Source organism: Paenarthrobacter sp. C1 (assembly GCF_049315185.1).
In the GTDB taxonomy this organism is placed as follows: domain Bacteria; phylum Actinomycetota; class Actinomycetes; order Actinomycetales; family Micrococcaceae; genus Arthrobacter; species Arthrobacter nicotinovorans.
In genome coordinates, this window is the sequence record NZ_CP186052.1 from 2,481,676 (window position 1) to 2,498,600 (window position 16,925).

The following is a 16,925-nucleotide window of genomic DNA, read 5'->3' on the forward strand; positions in this document are numbered from 1 at the left end:
ACAGTCCCTGCTAGGCAGGAACGATGTTCACCAGTTTAGGTGCACGCACAATCACAGTACGGATGCCGCGGCCGTCCAATGCCCGCTGAACATTCTCCGAAGCCAAGGCCAGTTCACGCAGCTCGTCTTCGGCAATGTCCGGGGAGACTTCCAAGCGGTCCCGGACCTTGCCCTGGACCTGGACCACGGCGGTGACGGTGTCCTGCACCAACAGTGCTTCATCGTGTGCCGGCCAACCCGCGTTCGCCACTGACGCCGGGTGTCCCAGGGTGTTCCAGAGATCTTCGGCCGTGTACGGAGCGAACAGGCTCAGGATGACAGCGACAGCTTCCACCGCCTCGCGAACAGCAGGATCGGCTGCACCGGCACCTGAGTCGATGGTCTTGCGGGTGGCATTGACCAGCTCCATCAGGCGGGCCACAACGACGTTGAACTTGTTGTTGTCCAGAAGTTCGGCGGCGTCGGCAATGGTCTTGTGGGTCACCGTGCGCAGGGCGCGGTCACCGGTGGCCGGATCAACGCCGGGCTCGCTGCTGACGTCCTGCCCGAGGCGCCAGGCGCGCGCCAGGAACTTGGCCGAGCCCGACGGCGAAACGTCCGCCCAGTCGACGTCGTCTTCCGGCGGGGAAGCAAAGACCATGGTGAGGCGGACGGCATCGACACCGTACTTGTCCAGCTGCTCGCCGAGGTCCACGCCATTGCCGAGGGACTTGCTCATGGCCTTGCCGCCGTTGAGCACCTGCCCTTGGTTCAGGAGCGCCGAGAAAGGCTCGTTTGCCTCGATCAGCCCGATGTCCTTGATGACCTTGGTGAAGAAGCGCGCGTACAGCAGGTGCAGGATGGCGTGTTCCACGCCGCCCACGTACTGACCCACCGGCATCCAGTCATTGATCTTCTCAGGATCGAAAGGGCCCTCGGTGTAGTCGGGCGAGACGAATCGCAGAAAGTACCACGAGGAATCCACGAAGGTGTCCATGGTGTCAGTGTCACGCTGGGCGGCGCGGCCGCAGTTGGGGCACTCGACGTTGACCCATTCGACGGCGGCGGCCAGCGGAGAGGTCCCCTTCGGGGCCAGAGCTTCGCCTCGCAGGTTATCGGGCAGCCTGACCGGCAGCTGGTCGTCGGGGACCGGCACTTCGCCGCATTCGCCGCAGTGGATGATGGGGATGGGCGTGCCCCAGAAGCGCTGGCGGCTCAGCAGCCAGTCTCGCAGCCGGAAATTGACGAACTTCTCGCCGGTTCCCAGCTTTTCGAGGATCCCGATGGCAGCCGGAATGCCTTCGGCCTTGGACAGCCCGTCCAGTTCACCGGAGTTCTTGAGCGTTCCTTCGCCCGAGGTGGCCACACCGGTAGCAGCGGGGTCTTCGTCGCCGGCATCCAGGACGGCCCGGACCGGGAGGTCGAAGGCCTTGGCGAAGTCGAGGTCGCGCTGGTCGTGCGCGGGCACGGCCATGATGGCGCCCGTACCGTAGTCGGCCAGTACGTAGTCAGCAGCCCAGACCGGCAGCTTTTCGCCGTTCAACGGGTTGATTGCGTAACGGCCGGTAAAGACGCCGGTCTTCTCACGCTCGGTGGACTGGCGCTCGATTTCGGACAGGGCCTTGACCTTCTCGCGGTAGGCCATGAGTTCGTCGTGCTGTTCAGGCGTGACCAGGTCCAGCGCCAGATGCGCGTCAGCTGCAACGACGAAGAATGTTGCGCCGTAGAGGGTATCGGCACGGGTGGTGAACACGGTGACTTCGCGCTCAGCCCGGTCCTCCGTGGCTTCGATGACGAACCTGACATGTGCGCCTTCGGACCGGCCGATCCAGTTGCGCTGCATGGCCAGCACGCGCTCGGGCCAGTGGCCCTGCAACTGGTCCATGTCTTCCAGCAGGCGGTCGGCGTAGTCGGTGATCTTGAAGTACCACTGATTCAGGGACTTCTTGGTGACCGGCGTGCCGCAACGTTCACAAGCGCCATTGACGACCTGCTCGTTGGCCAGGACAGTGAGGTCCTTGGGGCACCAGTTGACCGGAGAGTCCTTGCGGTATGCCAGGCCGCGCTCGTAGAAGCGCTTGAACAGCCACTGGGTCCACCGGTAGTACTCAGGGTCGGAGGTGTGGATGCGCCGCGACCAGTCAGCCGAGATGGCGTATCGCTTGAACGACGCCGCCTGGGTCTCAATGTTCGCGTACGTCCACTCGCTGGGGTGCGCGTTGCGCTTGATGGCCGCATTCTCGGCGGGCAGGCCGAAGGAGTCCCAACCGATCGGGTGCAGGACGTCGAAGCCCTTCTGGCGCAGGTAACGGGCGACGACGTCGCCCATGGCGAACGCTTCGGCGTGGCCCATGTGAAGGTCGCCCGAGGGGTAGGGGAACATGTCCAGAACGTAGCGGCGTTCACGCGAGCCGTCGTCGGCAGGCGTGAAGACTTTGAGGTCTTCCCAGACCTGCGGCCACTTGGCTTCCATCGCAGCGAAGCTGTAGACGCCTTCTTCAGGCGCTTCGGCTGCGGCTGTCTGTGCTGTTCCGGTCTCTGTCTCCGGCTGAACGCTCACTGCTGCCCTCTTCTGTTCTTCGATGGCGGTATTACCTCCTGCTGCGGTCCCGGATACCCCCGGACACACAAAAGCCCCTCAACAATGGAGGGGCGGCCGCACGGCTGTTGAAAGCCGGGCGGCTAGCTAAGCAGAAGGATCGCACGCATAGATCTACAATAGCGCACGATCAAACTCCCAAGTCGCATCGAGCGGCTTACAGGACTGATGGTTGAGTTGACGGCAGCCGCGCCTCGCCCGGGTGTGGTGGGCACCGCGAAGCGGGCGGGGCAGGCGCGGCTGCCGTCAACGTCAGGTCAGGCTACTTAACGTCCTCGTCGACCCAGTCCATGGACTTGGTGACTGCCTTCTTCCAGAGACGCAGCTGGCGCTCCTGCTCCTCTGCCGGCAACTGCGGCTCCCAGCGCTTGTCTTCGTTCCAGTTGGCGCTCAGTTCGCCCAGGTCCTTCCAGAAGCCGACAGCGAGACCGGCCGCATAGGCAGCACCGAGAGCCGTGGTTTCGACGACCTTCGGGCGAACCACAGGCACGCCGAGAATGTCCGCCTGGAACTGCATGAGTGCCTCGTTGGCGACCATGCCGCCGTCGACCTTTAGCTCGGTGAGCGGAACGCCCGAGTCGGCGTTGACGGCGTCGAGCACCTCACGGGTCTGGAAGGCGGTGGCTTCCAGCGCCGCACGGGCGATGTGGCCCTTGTTGGCGAATCGTGTCAGGCCAACGATGGCGCCACGCGCATCCGCACGCCAGTAGGGGGCGAAGAGGCCGGAGAACGCAGGAACGATGTAGACGCCTCCGTTGTCCTTCACTGCGGCGGCGAGTTCCTCAACTTCCGGCGCGGAGCTGATCATGCCCAGGTTGTCGCGAAGCCACTGGATCAAGGAACCGGTGACGGCGATGGAACCCTCGAGGGCGTAGTGCGGCTTGGCGTCACCCAGCTTGTAGCCGAGGGTGGTGAGAAGACCGTTCTTGGAGTGGACAATGTCCTCGCCGGTGTTGAAGATCAGGAAGCAGCCCGTGCCGTAGGTGTTCTTCGCTTCACCGGCCTGGAATGCCGCCTGACCGAAGGTAGCTGCCTGCTGGTCGCCCAGGATTCCGGCCACGGGGGTCTCGCGGAGCAACTGCGAAGTGTGGACCTGGCCGTAGACCTCGGAGGAGGACTTGATGGTGGGCATCATGGAAGCCGGAACACCGAAGACGTCCAGGATCTCCTGGTCCCACTGCAATGTCTCAAGGTCCATGAACAGGGTCCGGGAAGCGTTGGTGACGTCCGTGACGTGCACGCCGCCGTCGACGCCGCCGGTCAGGTTCCAGAGGACCCACGCGTCGGTGTTCCCGAAGAGAAGGTCGCCTGCCTCGGCTTTTTCACGGGCACCGTCGACGTTGTCCAGGATCCACTTGATCTTGGTTCCGGAGAAGTATGTGGCCAGGGGAAGGCCAACCTTCTGCTTGAACCGCTCAAGCCCGCCGTCTTGTGCCAGCTCGTCAACGATCGGCTGGGTGCGGGTGTCCTGCCAGACAATCGCGTTGTAGACGGCCTCACCGGTGTTTTTGTCCCAGACAACCGCGGTTTCACGCTGGTTGGTAATGCCGACGGCGGCAATGTCGTGCCGCGTCAGGTTCGCCTTTGACAGTGCTGAGGCGATGACCTCGCGCGTGTTGTTCCAGATCTCTGCGGGGTTGTGCTCAACCCAGCCCGCCTGCGGGAAGATCTGCTCGTGTTCCATTTGGCCGGTGGACACAATGTTGCCCGAGTGGTCGAAGACGATGGCGCGCGAGCTGGTGGTGCCCTGATCAATGGCGATGACGTATTGATTCATGGTGACGTCCTTGTCTGGTGTTGTTGGTTAATCAGTGATGGTCAGCAGTGTGCGGATAAGGGAGATTGTTGTGGGCAGGTCAGCCGGCAAGCGCAGGCATGATGCCGGGTACCAGCAGCCCAACGAGCCCGGCCAAGGTACCGCCAACCAACGGTCCAACCACCGGAATCCAGGAGTACGCCCAGTCGCTGGAGCCCTTGCCCTTGATGGGAAGGACGGCGTGTGCGATGCGGGGGCCGAGGTCACGTGCGGGGTTGATGGCGTAACCGGTGGGACCGCCGAGGGACACGCCGATACCTACAACGAGCAGCGCTACGGCCAGCGGGCCGAGGCCGGAGGGGGTTCCTCCGAAGGTCAGGATGACAAAGACCAGGACGAACGTGCCGATGATTTCGGTGATGAGGTTCCAGGGGGTGGAGCGGATGGCCGGGCCGGTGGAGAAAGTGCCCAACTTGTTTGCCGCCAGGGGCTCTTCATCGAAGTGCTGCTTGTAGGCGAGCCAGCAGACTACTGCGCCAAGGAAAGCACCAAGCAGTTCACCGCCGAAATAGGTCAGGGTCGAGCCGAACGTTACGGCCACGTCGGGCGCGTACTCCGCCTTTCCATTGACCAACAGGCCCAGGGTGACTGCCGGGTTCAGGTGCGCACCGGACTTGGCGGCCACGAAAACGCCCGCGAAGACCGCAATACCCCAGCCCCACGTCACCATCAAGAATCCAGCGTTGTTGCCCTTGGTGCCTTTGAGCGCAACGTTGGCCACGACGCCACAACCCAGCAGGGTGAGCATCATGGTTCCGAATACTTCGGAAAGGAAAACAATTCCAAGAGACATCTTTGACTCCTCTATTTTCTGTTGTCAGCCTCATCGCGGGTGAAGAGGCTGTTGGGACGGTTCCGTTGTCTCCGGAACCGCCCCGGTGTGGTGGGCCCCTGTCGGGCCCACCTACCCCATTCCGTCCCTGCCGCGCTCCGGGACGGTCAAGCTGTTTCCGCTGCCGGCCTCAGGCCACCAGGCTGTGGACGTCAACCTTGTGGAAGCGTTGCAGGACATCCTGCGCGTGCTGGATTTCGGCTTCACGGGTTGCTGCGTCCCAGCCAAGCGGCTCGGCAAGGGCCGCGGCGATCTCATTGAGAAGCTCCCCGGTCACCAGGCCACGGAAGGCAAGTGACGTCCGGCGGATCAGGACATCGACCAGGTGCCCGATCTGCTCGTGCTCGGCCATGAAGGCCAGTTCGCGAACGCTGAGTTCGCGGGTTGACCGCAGCGGCTGATCCTGGCCGGCGTTGAGGTACTCAATGACCTCTTCCGCACGAGTCCCGTAACGGGTCAGCAGGACGGCAACCCGGTCGGCATCCAGGCCCGGGCCCATGTGATTCTTGATCCATTCCTGTTCGCCCTGTTCCGTATCCGGGAAGCCGGCACCTCCGCCGATGGCGAGTTTCGCCGTCGAGACTTTGCGCTCCATGCCCAGTTCGCGCAGGACATCATTGGTCATGTGTTCAGCCAACGCACGGAAGGTTGTCCACTTGCCGCCTACCAGGCTGAGTACGACGGCGGCCTTGCCGCCTGGTGTTGTTACGGCGTCGTCACCGGTGCGGACGTTACGTTCGATGCGGTAGTCCCGGGAAACGAAACCCGGCTGGGTTTCATCGTGGCGGGGCAAGGGACGAACGCCGGCGAAGCTGTAGACGATCTGGTCACGCTCCACCTTGATGGTGGGGAACACATGGCCAACGAGGTCGAAGAAGTAGTCGATCTCTTCTTCCGTGCAGACGGCGTCTTCGGACATGTCGGCGTCGACATCCGTGGTACCAACCAGCACGCGGTCTCCCATCGGGTAGATCAGCACAATGCGGCCGTCGGTGTGCTCGAAGAAGATCTCCCGGCCGTTGCACGCGGCAAGGAGTTCGGGGTGGTCCAGGACAATGTGGGAACCCTTGGTGCCGCCCATGAACTTGCTCACAGCACCCATGGCCTGGTTGGTGAGGTCAACCCATGCGCCGGTGGTGTTGACGATGACGTCTGCCTGGAAGTCGAATTCCTTGCCGGTCAGCTCGTCACGGAGCCGGACCCCGTTGGTACCCATGGATACGAGCGAGACGTAGTTGCTGGCGCGGGCACTGCCTCCGGGAAGCCCACCCCCGCGGCCGGCCTTCTCGCCGTCCTGCAGGACGTCCAGGGTCAGACGCTCGGGGTTGTGGACTGAGGCATCAAAGTAGGTCGCTGCGTACTTGATTCCGGAGTGCAGCTTGGGAAGTTCAGCCAAGGCCTTTGTCCGGCCGCGGAACTGGTGGCGCGGAACGCTGCCACCGTCGCGGGAGAAGAAGTCGTACATGCTCAGGCCCACCTTGATGAGGAACGCGCCGCGCTCCTTGGGCTTGCCCTGCTTGTGGGTAAGGAAACGCATGGGCGCGGAAAGGATGCCGGAGAAAGTGCTGAAGATCGGGATGGTGGTCTGCAACGGCTTGACGTAGTGCGGGGCGATGCGCAGGAGTCGGTTGCGTTCGACCACGGATTCCTGGACCAGGCGGAATTCGCCGTTCTCGAGATAGCGGATGCCGCCGTGGATCATGTGGGAGGAAGCGCCGCTGGCGCCCTGGCAGAAATCACCGCGTTCAACAAGGGCGACGTCGACGCCCTGGAGCGCGAGGTCGCGGAACGTTCCGACACCATTGATGCCACCGCCGATAATGAGGACCTTCGCCGTGGGCCGCTCCTGCAGTGCAACGACGGAGTCACGCTGCTGTGCGTGCTGTGAAGTACCGGAATTCCTGTTGTGTCCCAAAACTGCTCCCTTGGGCTTGGTTCGTGCGCCGCGCCACTCGCTGCTGCACCGTTCACCACTAATCTTGCGAAGGTGGAAAATGGAGTCAAGCTATTTGCACAAACGTGCAGTAAGGAAATGAGATGGCACGATCACGTCACTCGGATGCGCTCCGGGCTGCACAGATGTACTACCTGCAGGATCTGACCATGGATGCGATCGCCCGCGAGCTGCGGACGTCCCGGTCCACAGTGTCCCGGCTGTTGTCCTCAGCCCGGGAAACAGGCCTGGTGCAGGTCCAGATTCGAAGTCCGTTCGATACCGGCCCTGAGCTTGAGAGCCAGATCAGGAACCAGTACGGCGTGGACGTCCACGTCGTTCCGGTGCTGGACACCTTGAATGAAGCGGAGACCTTGGACCGCGTCGCCATGCAGGCTGCCAGGACCATAGGACCCTTGGTGGATTCGAATGCAATCATCGGCGTTGCCTGGGGCGCCACGCTCAGCGCCGTCAGCCGTCACCTCACCCGCAAGGTGACCCATGACAGCATCGTGGTCCAGCTCAACGGTGCCGGGAACATGCAAACGACAGGCATTACCTATGCAAGCGACATCATGCGACGCTTCGGCAGTGCCTACGGAGCGAGGGTTGAACAGTTCCCGGTTCCCGCCTTTTTCGACCACGCCGCCACGAAGACCGCCATGTGGAATGAGCGCAGCGTTCAAAGGATCCTTGATCTGCAGGCACGCATGAGCATAGCTATTTTCGGTGTGGGATCCGTTGATTCGGACTACCCGAGCCACGTGTATGCCGGCGGCTACCTGGATGAACGCGACCTCTCCATGCTGGCAGCGGACGACGTGGTGGGCGACGTGGCGACTGTGTTCTTCCGGAGTGACGGCTCCTCGGACGGCATCACGCTGAACGAGCGCTCCACAGGACCCAGCCACGAACAGTTGCGGCAGGTCCGGCGCAGGATCTGCGTGGTGTCGGGCGCCTCCAAGATCAACGGATTGCAGGGAGCCCTGGCTGCGGGTTTGGCCACCGACCTCATCCTGGACGAAGCTTCCGCGCGACGCTTGGTCAGTTTCAATGGCCACTCCTGAAGCATTCGTGCAGGAAATGGGTAGAGTCGTTGCTATGAGATTCCCGGCCCGGCTGACATTGAATAACGGCGTACAAATGGATCGCTTGGGATACGGGCTCTACAAGGTGCCGCCCAAAGACGCCGAAGCTTTGGTAGCGACCGCCCTGGGCGAGGGCTACCGGCGTTTCGACACAGCAGCGATGTACGGCAATGAGGTGGGCGTCGGCCGAGCGCTCGGCGGTGCCATTGGCGATGCTGCCCGGGCGAACGGCGGCACGGGTGGTTCAGGGGAATCCGTGCACGCCCTTTCCCGTGAGGACCTGTTCGTGACCACCAAGGTCTGGAACGACGACCAAGGCTATGAGTCCACACTCCGGGCCTTCGACACCTCGATTGCGAACCTCGGGCTTGACTACGTGGATCTTTACCTCATCCACTGGCCGTGCGCCGGACGCGGGCTTTTTACGGAGACATACAAGGCGCTGGAAACCCTCTATCGGGAGGGCAAAGTAAGGGCGATCGGGGTATCGAACTTCCAGCCCGGCCATCTCGACGAACTGATGCAGAAAGCCGAAGTCGTCCCGGCAGTAAACCAGATCGAGCTGCACCCCTGGCTGCAGCAAAGCAGATTACGGACACTCCACCAGCAGCTGGGAATAGCCACTGAGGCGTGGAGTCCCCTCGGCCGCGGGCAGGTCCTGGCCGACCCTGCCATCATCTCGCTCGCCGAAAAGCATGGAAAAACTCCTGCCCAGGTCATCATCCGGTGGCATCTCCAACTGGGAAACCTCGTCATCCCCAAAGCGAGCTCTGCGGGACGGATCAAGGAAAACTTCAACGTGTTCGATTTTGAGCTGGATCCTTCCGACATGGACGGCATGGCAGGACTCGAACGACACCATCGAACCGGCTCACACCCGGACAACGTGAACTAGGGAATACCTCCATGGAAAAAGTGGACACCGCGCACTCCCCCGAGGGCTCGCAGGCCCCCAATGGATTCTTCAGTGAAGCCCTCGCCGGACGGACTACCGCTTCGGATATCGAAATCGACGGCAGCACGGTCGCCTACTGGACGTACGAACCAGCCAAGGCCACGTCCACGACCCGCACCATCTTGGTCATCCATGGCTTCAGGGGAGACCATCACGGTCTATTGCGCGTTGTGGACCAGCTTCCGGAAATGCGCATCATCATGCCCGACCTGCCGGCGTTCGGAAGCTCGGAGCCGTTCGTGGATGATGAACACACCGTTGAGCGCTACGGGCAATTCATCTCCAGCTTCATGACCGCGCTCGGCTTGGGTCCCAGGACCGTCCTGCTGGGCCACTCTTTCGGTTCGATCGTGGCCAGCCACTTCGCTGCTTCGCATCCCGATGCCATCTACCCGTTGATCCTGATCAACCCCATTGCCGCTCCGGCTCTGGAAGGTCCCAAGGGCATCATGACCAAGCTTGCCGTGCTGTACTACCAGGCATCCGCCAGGCTTCCCCGCCGAGTGGGACTCGCTGTCCTCCGAAACCGCTTGATCGTCCGCGTCATGAGCATCACCATGGCAAAGACCAAGGACAAAGCACTCCGCCGCTTCATCCACGGCCAGCACGATGCCTACTTCAGCGCCTTCGCGGACAGGAAAAGCCTGCTCGAATCCTTCAAGGCGTCGGTCTCGGGCAACGTAGCAGAAGTAGCCGAACAACTGAAGCTCCCGGTCCTTCTCGTCGCCGGGGAAAAGGATGAGATCGCCACCCTTCCGAACCAGCACAAGCTGATGGAGCGGCTGCCGGACGCTACGCTGGAAGTGATTCCCGACGTCGGGCATTTGATCCACTACGAAACCCCGGCCCCCGCAGCAGCAGCGATCCGCACCTTCCTGGAGGAACACCCCGCGTGAAAATTGTCATCGACGCCCGCTTTACCAGAACGGACCACCACGATGGCATCAGCCGCTACGGTTCCAGCCTCATAGCCGCCACGTCAAAACTCGCGGACGTCACCATGCTGGTCAGCGACAAGCGCCAACTCGCCCTGCTGCCTGACGTTCCGTATGTGATGGTCAACAGCCCCCTTTCCCCACTGGAGCTGTTCGTTGCCCGGAAGGTCAACCCCCTGGGCGCCGATGTGGTGGTCTGCCCGATGCAGACCATGGGCACGTTGGGGCGCAAGTACGGACTGGTTCTCACCCTCCACGACCTCATCTACTACGAACACCCCGCTCCCCCGGGTTTCCTTCCCGCCCCGGTCCGCCTCCTGTGGCGGCTGTACCACAAGGCTTTCTGGCCCCAACGGTTGCTCTTGAACCGGGCCGACATCGTCGCCACCATCAGCCACACCACCGAAGCCCTGATGGCCAAATACAGGCTGACCAAGCGGCCGGTCCGGATTGTGGGTAATGCTCCGCAGCCAGGACAAACACCACGGGATCCGGCAGCAGGTGCCGACAAGACCCTGCTGTACATGGGCTCGTTCATGCCCTACAAGAACGTGGAAACCATGATCCGGGGAATGGCCGGGTTGCCGGAATTTACGTTGCACCTGTTGAGCCGCATCACTGCGGACCGCCGGGCAGAACTGGAAGCCATCGTTCCCGCCGGCGCCAAGGTCATCTTCCACAACGGTGTAACCGACGCCGAATACGACGACCTCCTGCTCCGGGCAACCGCACTGATCAGCCTTTCGCGCGCTGAAGGATACGGGCTGCCGCTGGTGGAGGCCATGGCCCTCGGTACCCCGGTGATTGCCAGCGATATCCCGATCTTCAGGGAGGTCGGTGGCGAGGCCGTCAGTTACGTTGATCCTGAATCGCCCACTGACTTCTCTGCTGCAGTAACCGCCCTCGGTGACGGGGAATTGTGGCAGCAGCGGTCCCGCATTTCGGTGGAACGGGCATCGAAGTTCAACTGGGACGAGTCGGCACGGCAACTTCTCGCCGCGGCTGAAGAAGTCGTCAGCCTGCGCCGGCGCAAGTCTCGGTTGTACTGAGTCCGGCACCTTGGCGCCTAGAGGACGTCGACCCCGTCCAGGCGCAGCTGCACCGGCCCGGCCGTGCGCTTGGCAGCGTTCGCGGCTTTGACAGCACGCATGGCGCGAGTCGTTTCTGCGGCTTCGGCATACGGAATGAAGTACAGCGTCCTGACATCAGCATCGGCTTCTTCGGCCGCAGAGGGGGACGTGCCGGTGAACAATTGCACCGGGGCCGGTCCGGCGCTGCGGAGTTTGGCGCCGGAGGCCAGCGGAGCGCTGGCCTCGAAAGCCTCGGAGAAATGCCCGACGTCGGCCCTTGAGCCGGTGACGGAAGCCACCCGGACCGCGGGCGGCAGCTGGAGCTCTCTACGCAACGCGAGCTCCCTGGAGGCATATCCTGCAGCGTCCCAGCGCAAAAGTGCGCCCGTAGCGGCGGTGTCATCCGCGGTGATCACTACCAGTCCGCCTTGGCCGGCAGGCTTCACGAGGGAAGCGGCATTGAACCAGCGGCGAACGGTGTCCTCCCCCGCACGCAGGTTTTCCCGACGAAGCAAGGAGTTGCCGTCGAGCAACAGGGCTGCGGCATATCCGGCGGGAGCAACCGGCTCTGCGCCGACCGTGGCCACCACCAAGGCAGCAGTATCGGGGACCATGGCTTTGATGTTCTCGCCGGACGAGGTGACCACCGGCTTGCCGGGGAACGCCCGGCCCAGCTCCTCCGCGGTCCTCATGACACCTGCGGCTCCCCGGCGCAGCCTGGTTCCGCTGCAGTGCGTGCAGCGCCACTGAGGAGCCGGTGTGGAGCACCAGCGGCACGCCGGAATGGCCGAACTGCTGGAGACCGCCAACGGCCCCTGGCAGGCGTTGCAGCGGGCCAGCTCACGGCATGTCTCACACACCAAGGACGGCGCGTATCCCGCGCGGGCCACCTGCACCAGGACGGGGCCGCGCTCCAGGCCTTCTTTGGCCGCCCGCCATGCCGCACCCGGCAAACGGGCGATCCGGGCCAGGGGGTCGCGTTCCTGCTCAAAGCTGTCAGCGGTGTTGAGGACGCGCGGCACCGTGGAGCGGACTGTGGTGCGGGGCGCTTCGATCGGCGCCGCCCACTGCATTTCCACCAGTCGCTGCAACTCTGTGCTGCGGCTGTGGGAGGCCATGAGGCAAGCCGCGCCCTCCTGCTCGGCCCGGAGCAACAACACCTCACGGGAATGGGCGTAGGGAGCGCGTTGCTCGATGTGGAGGTCGTCGCCGTCATCCCAGCACACCACCAGGCCCAGATCCTTGACCGGCGCGTAGGCAGCAGAGCGGGTGCCGATAGCCACCCCAGCCGCACCGCTCAGGAGCCGCAGGAAATTCCGGTAACGGGGCGTTTGCCCATCGTCCGCGGTGAGCCTGGCTACGTCAGACGACGGCAGGACCTTGGCCAGGGCGGACTCCAACTGCTCAAGGTCGCGGTAGTCCGGAACCACCACCACCGCGCCCCGTCCGGAGGAGCGGACTGTGGCTACAGCTGATGCGACCAGGGCCGCCCAGCCAGCCGCTCCGAAACCCTGGAGGGCCGTCAGGACAGCCTTGGGCGAACCGCCACTGGCGAGGTGCTGCAGATAGGACTTGCCGTTGGAGTACACCGCCCACTCGTGAGCGTCCGTGAACGGCTTCAGCTCCGCGACATCGGCGTCCAAGTCCCCGGCCAAAAGTTCCTTCTCCACCTTGGCCACCCGGGGAGGCACAGCCGTCCGGAGAACGTCGCTCAGGGTACCTGCGTAGCGTGCAGCCACGGTGGCCGCCAACTCGGAGACGGCTGGGGTCAGGACCGCCACCGGGGACACGACCTTATGCAAGGCTATGAGCGGGTGGGCCGCATCCGAGGACCCGCGGCGCTCGATGAGGTAGCCGTTGAGTTCCTGGCCGTTGAACTTCACCTTCACCCGAACGCCGGGAGAAGCCGCATCAGCGAGTTCGGCGGGAACGCTGTAGTCAAAGGGCCTGTCCAAATGGGGCAGGGATGACTCCAGGATGACGCGCGCTACCGGATTCGACGCAGCCAGCGGAGGTCCACTGGCCGGCATCCGGTCGGGGAAACCCTGCAACAGCGAGGGTTGGAGCAACGATGGCTGGACATCGTGTGCTGCCATGCCCGTCACCTCCAACTCATCACACGGAAGACCGCTTCACTGTCAACGAGAGATGCCCGCAGCGGGATTGACCCGCTGCGGGCATCTCTCTGGCTAAAGCCAATCACGAACCACCGACAAAACAACATCGAGGCATTCCGCGGGACACATCAGGCGTTGAAGTATTCCTTCAGGTCCGCAACGCGGTCCAGCCGCTCCCAGGTGAAGTCGGGCTCATCCCGTCCGAAGTGGCCGTGTGCAGCAGTCTTGGCGTAGATGGGCCGCTTGAGGTCCAGGGCATCGATGATGGCGCGGGGACGGAGATCAAAGAGTTCGTCGATCGCTTCGCTGATGCGGGCAGGGTCCACAGTCTCCGTGCCGAAGGTCTCAACGTAGGTTCCCACGGGCCGGGCCTGGCCAATGGCGTAGGCGATCTGGATCTCGGCGCGCTTGGCAAGACCGGCAGCCACGACGTTCTTGGCGACCCAACGCATGGCGTAGGCAGCAGAACGGTCCACCTTCGACGGATCCTTGCCGGAGAACGCACCGCCACCGTGGCGGGAGAATCCGCCATAGGTGTCCACGATGATCTTGCGCCCGGTCAGACCGGCATCCCCGACGGGGCCGCCGATGACGAAAGCGCCTGCAGGGTTCAGGATGTTGACCGTGCGGGAGAGGTCAAGGTTGGACGCTGCCAGCACGGGTTCGATGACGTAGCTTGCGAGGTCCGCGCGGAGCTGATCTAGGCTTGCTTCCTCAGCGTGCTGGCTGGAGATCACAACGGTTTCAACGGAAACCGGCCGGTCGCCGTCGTACCCTACCGTCACCTGGGTCTTGCCGTCGGGCCGCAGGTAGGCAAGTTCACCGTTCTTGCGGACTTCGGTCAGACGCTCCGAAAGGCGGTGCGCCAACCAGATGGGAGTCGGCATGTAGGACGCCGTTTCATCGCTGGCGTAACCGAACATGATGCCTTGGTCGCCGGCACCCTGGAGGTCGTAGTCGTCCTCCTGGCGTCCTTCACGGGCCTCAAGCGAGTTGAAGACCCCGCCCGCGATGTCGTTGGACTGCTGGCCGATCGAGACCGAAACGCCACAGCGGGCGCCGTCGAAACCGTTGGCCGAGGAGTCATAGCCGATCCCGAGGATGGTCTCACGGACGATCTGCGGAATTTCGACGTAAGCATCAGTGGTGACCTCGCCGGCCACATGCACCAAGCCGGTTGTGGCCATGGTCTCAACGGCCACGCGGGATTCAGGATCCGCGGCCAGCAACGCGTCAAGAATGGAGTCGCTGATCTGGTCGCAGATCTTGTCCGGGTGCCCTTCAGTAACCGACTCGGAAGTGAAGAGGCGGAGCTTGGACGGGGTGCCATGGTATTCATGGTGCAGCGGTAAAGTCACTCGACCACCTTACTGGGTTGCGGGATCACGTGATCTGCCGTGTGTCCCTATGCGAAGAATTCAGGCGTGGGCTCAGTCACATGGCCGGGAAGACCTGTGCGAGTTCGGCGCCAACCCGGTCAATCACTGCGGCGGCGACGTCTGTCTTGGACCCGGCAGCGGACTGCGGCTCAGCGCCATGGCCGGAAAGGATGACCACAGAGTTGTCGTCCTGCCCGAAGACCCGGCCAACACCCACCTGATTGACAACGAGGAGGTCGCAGCCCTTGCGTTTGAGTTTGGCTGCCGCATGCTCCAGTACATCGCCCTGCGCGTCCCCGGTTTCCGCCGCAAAGCCGACAATCAACTGCCGGCCGCCTTCAGCGGTCCGCCTCTGGACAAGCTCGCGCAGGATGTCAGGATTCCGGACCAGGCGCACAACAGGTGCGTCCTCGCCGTCGACCTTCTTGATTTTCGTGTCCGAAACCTCTGCCGGACGGAAGTCGGCAACCGCCGCAGCCATGATGACGACGTCGGAATCCACTGCCGCTTTCAGCGCGGCCTCGCGCAGTTCCAGGGCTGACTCAACGCGGACAAGCTCGACGCCGGCCGGCGGCTCTACATCCATGTGCGCGGCCAGGAAACGGACTTTGGCGCCGGCGGCCAAGGCAGCGGCGGCCAAGGCAGCGCCCTGCTTGCCCGAGGAACGGTTGCCCAGGAACCTGACCGGGTCCAGGGCTTCCCTGGTTCCACCGGCGGAAATCGTAACTGTCCTGCCCACGAGTGATGCGTGCGTCGCCGACGTCGGTGGGGCACTATCCGACGTACCGGAGGCCCCTGCCAAGGCAATGGCCGCAGCAAAGATGGCGTCCGGCTCCGGGAGCCTGCCCGGACCCGAATCGGCACCCGTGAGTCGCCCGGAAGCAGGTTCCAGAACCGTTGCTCCCCGGCTGCGCAACGTTTCCACATTGGCTTGGGTCGCCGCGTGCTGCCACATTTCGGTGTGCATCGCGGGCGCGAAGAGCACCGGGCCGTGGGCCATCAGCAGGGTGTTGGTGAGGAGGTCGTTTGCTTGCCCGGTGGCCGCCCGGGCCAGGAGATCAGCGGTGGCGGGTGCAATGACGATCAGGTCGGCCTGGTGCCCCAGGCGCACATGGTTGACCTTGTCGACGTCGTCGAAGACGCTGTTGCTCACCGGGTTGCCGGAGAGGGCCTCCCACGTGGCAACCCCAACAAAACGGGTGGCTGCTTCCGTGGGAATGACCGTCACCTGATGGCCGGCTTCAGTAAAAAGCCGGAGGAGCGATGCAACCTTGTAGGCTGCAATCCCTCCCCCGACTCCGAGGACTATGCGCACGTGACCTCCGTCAACAGGCAGTCTGCTTTATTCTGCGGGCTCGATCGGCGTGGAAACCAGAAGGCCTTCGTTGATCTCGCGGAGGGCGATCGAGAGCGACTTCTCGTTCAGCTTGGTGTCAACCAAGGGACCGACGTACTCGAACAGGCCCTCGTGCAGCTGGGCGTAGTAAGCGTTGATCTGGCGGGCACGCTTGGCGCCGAAGATCACCAGGCCGTACTTGGAATCGGCAGCCTCAAGCAGCGAATCGATCGGCGGGTTGATGATGCCTTCAAGGTTCGTGGACACGAATTCTCCAAATTCTAGCGGGCCAACAAACAGGCGCTTTAGCGCCCGTGCGGGGTAAGCCCCATGAGTGAAACAAGCTCGTCCGCTGCCCGGCGAACGTCGTCATTAATGACGGTGTGGTCAAACTCCGGTTCAGCAGCAAGTTCCAGTTTAGCGGTTTCCAGCCTCCGCTGCTGTTCCTCCGCGGTTTCCGTGCCGCGGCCAACCAGCCGGCGGACCATTTCGTCCCAGCTGGGCGGGGCCAGGAAGACGAAGTTGGCGTCGGGCACAGCCGCCTTGACCTGCCGCGCTCCCTGGAGGTCGATCTCGAGGAGGACGGACTTGCCCTCGGCGATCGCAGCGTTGACGGTGCTGCGAAGGGTGCCGTAGCGGTTCTGGCCGTGAACTACGGCCCACTCCAGCAGTTCGCCGTCGGCTACCAGGGCATCGAACTCTTCGGCTGACTTGAAGAAGTAATGGACACCATCCTTTTCACCCGGACGGGCGGCCCTGGTGGTGGCTGAAACCGAAAGCCAAACCTCTGGATAGTTGTCCCTGATGTACGTGGATACGGTTCCTTTGCCAACGGCAGTGGGGCCTGCAAGGACGGTCAGTCCAGGATTCTTGCTCACGGATTCCT

General features: G+C 63.2%; 13 protein-coding genes. 4 read left to right on the top strand and 9 right to left on the bottom strand.

Going from position 1 to position 16,925, the window contains the following annotated elements; translation table 11 throughout:
* Positions 1–10 precede the first annotated feature (10 nt).
* The 4 genes from leuS to ACNAOU_RS11620 form a co-directional block, all read right to left on the bottom strand.
* On the bottom strand, positions 11–2,539 hold the full coding sequence (gene leuS, locus ACNAOU_RS11605; RefSeq protein ID WP_422756979.1) for a leucine--tRNA ligase: 2,529 nt from the start codon (positions 2,537–2,539) through the stop codon (positions 11–13).
* 301 nt (positions 2,540–2,840) lie between these two features.
* The gene (glpK, locus tag ACNAOU_RS11610; protein ID WP_018777715.1) at positions 2,841–4,355 is read right to left on the bottom strand and encodes a glycerol kinase GlpK; all 1,515 of its coding nucleotides are present in this window, start codon (positions 4,353–4,355) and stop codon (positions 2,841–2,843) included.
* Positions 4,356–4,434: 79 nt separating this feature from the next.
* Positions 4,435–5,187 (bottom strand): MIP/aquaporin family protein, encoded by a 753-nt coding sequence (locus ACNAOU_RS11615; protein WP_018777716.1) that lies wholly within the window; start codon positions 5,185–5,187, stop codon positions 4,435–4,437.
* 169 nt (positions 5,188–5,356) lie between these two features.
* The gene (locus tag ACNAOU_RS11620) at positions 5,357–7,141 is read right to left on the bottom strand and encodes a glycerol-3-phosphate dehydrogenase/oxidase (protein WP_064722196.1); all 1,785 of its coding nucleotides are present in this window, start codon (positions 7,139–7,141) and stop codon (positions 5,357–5,359) included.
* Between the two features lie 122 nt (positions 7,142–7,263).
* Between ACNAOU_RS11620 and ACNAOU_RS11625 the strand changes: the two genes are divergently transcribed.
* The 4 genes from ACNAOU_RS11625 to ACNAOU_RS11640 are packed head-to-tail and all read left to right on the top strand — an operon-like array spanning position 7,264 to position 11,186.
* Positions 7,264–8,226, top strand: a complete 963-nt coding sequence (locus ACNAOU_RS11625; RefSeq protein WP_018777718.1) for a sugar-binding transcriptional regulator — start codon at positions 7,264–7,266, stop codon at positions 8,224–8,226.
* 34 nt (positions 8,227–8,260) lie between these two features.
* Positions 8,261–9,142 (top strand): aldo/keto reductase, encoded by an 882-nt coding sequence (locus tag ACNAOU_RS11630; protein WP_413305931.1) that lies wholly within the window; start codon positions 8,261–8,263, stop codon positions 9,140–9,142.
* An 11-nt stretch (positions 9,143–9,153) separates the two neighbouring features.
* Positions 9,154–10,098, top strand: coding sequence for an alpha/beta fold hydrolase (locus tag ACNAOU_RS11635; RefSeq protein WP_422756980.1), 945 nt, complete (start codon positions 9,154–9,156; stop codon positions 10,096–10,098).
* Positions 10,095–11,186, top strand: coding sequence for a glycosyltransferase family 4 protein (locus ACNAOU_RS11640; protein ID WP_422756981.1), 1,092 nt, complete (start codon positions 10,095–10,097; stop codon positions 11,184–11,186). Before ACNAOU_RS11635 ends, ACNAOU_RS11640 begins: the two co-directional genes overlap by 4 nt.
* 17 nt (positions 11,187–11,203) lie before the next feature.
* Here ACNAOU_RS11640 and ACNAOU_RS11645 read toward each other — a convergent pair whose 3' ends face one another.
* The 5 genes from ACNAOU_RS11645 to gmk all read right to left on the bottom strand — a co-directional run bounded on the left by ACNAOU_RS11645 (position 11,204) and on the right by gmk (position 16,917).
* Positions 11,204–13,303 (bottom strand): primosomal protein N', encoded by a 2,100-nt coding sequence (locus ACNAOU_RS11645; RefSeq protein ID WP_422756982.1) that lies wholly within the window; start codon positions 13,301–13,303, stop codon positions 11,204–11,206.
* Positions 13,304–13,452: 149 nt separating this feature from the next.
* Positions 13,453–14,682: a methionine adenosyltransferase gene (metK, locus tag ACNAOU_RS11650; protein WP_422756983.1), complete on the bottom strand. Its 1,230-nt coding sequence runs from the start codon at positions 14,680–14,682 to the stop codon at positions 13,453–13,455.
* A 76-nt stretch (positions 14,683–14,758) separates the two neighbouring features.
* Entirely contained in the window at positions 14,759–16,018 is a 1,260-nt protein-coding gene (gene coaBC, locus ACNAOU_RS11655; protein ID WP_422756984.1) for a bifunctional phosphopantothenoylcysteine decarboxylase/phosphopantothenate--cysteine ligase CoaBC, read from the bottom strand.
* Positions 16,019–16,045: 27 nt separating this feature from the next.
* Positions 16,046–16,306, bottom strand: a complete 261-nt coding sequence (rpoZ, locus tag ACNAOU_RS11660) for a DNA-directed RNA polymerase subunit omega (RefSeq protein WP_017197559.1) — start codon at positions 16,304–16,306, stop codon at positions 16,046–16,048.
* Between the two features lie 38 nt (positions 16,307–16,344).
* Positions 16,345–16,917: a guanylate kinase gene (gene gmk, locus ACNAOU_RS11665; RefSeq protein WP_018777725.1), complete on the bottom strand. Its 573-nt coding sequence runs from the start codon at positions 16,915–16,917 to the stop codon at positions 16,345–16,347.
* Between the last annotated feature and the right edge of the window lie 8 nt (positions 16,918–16,925).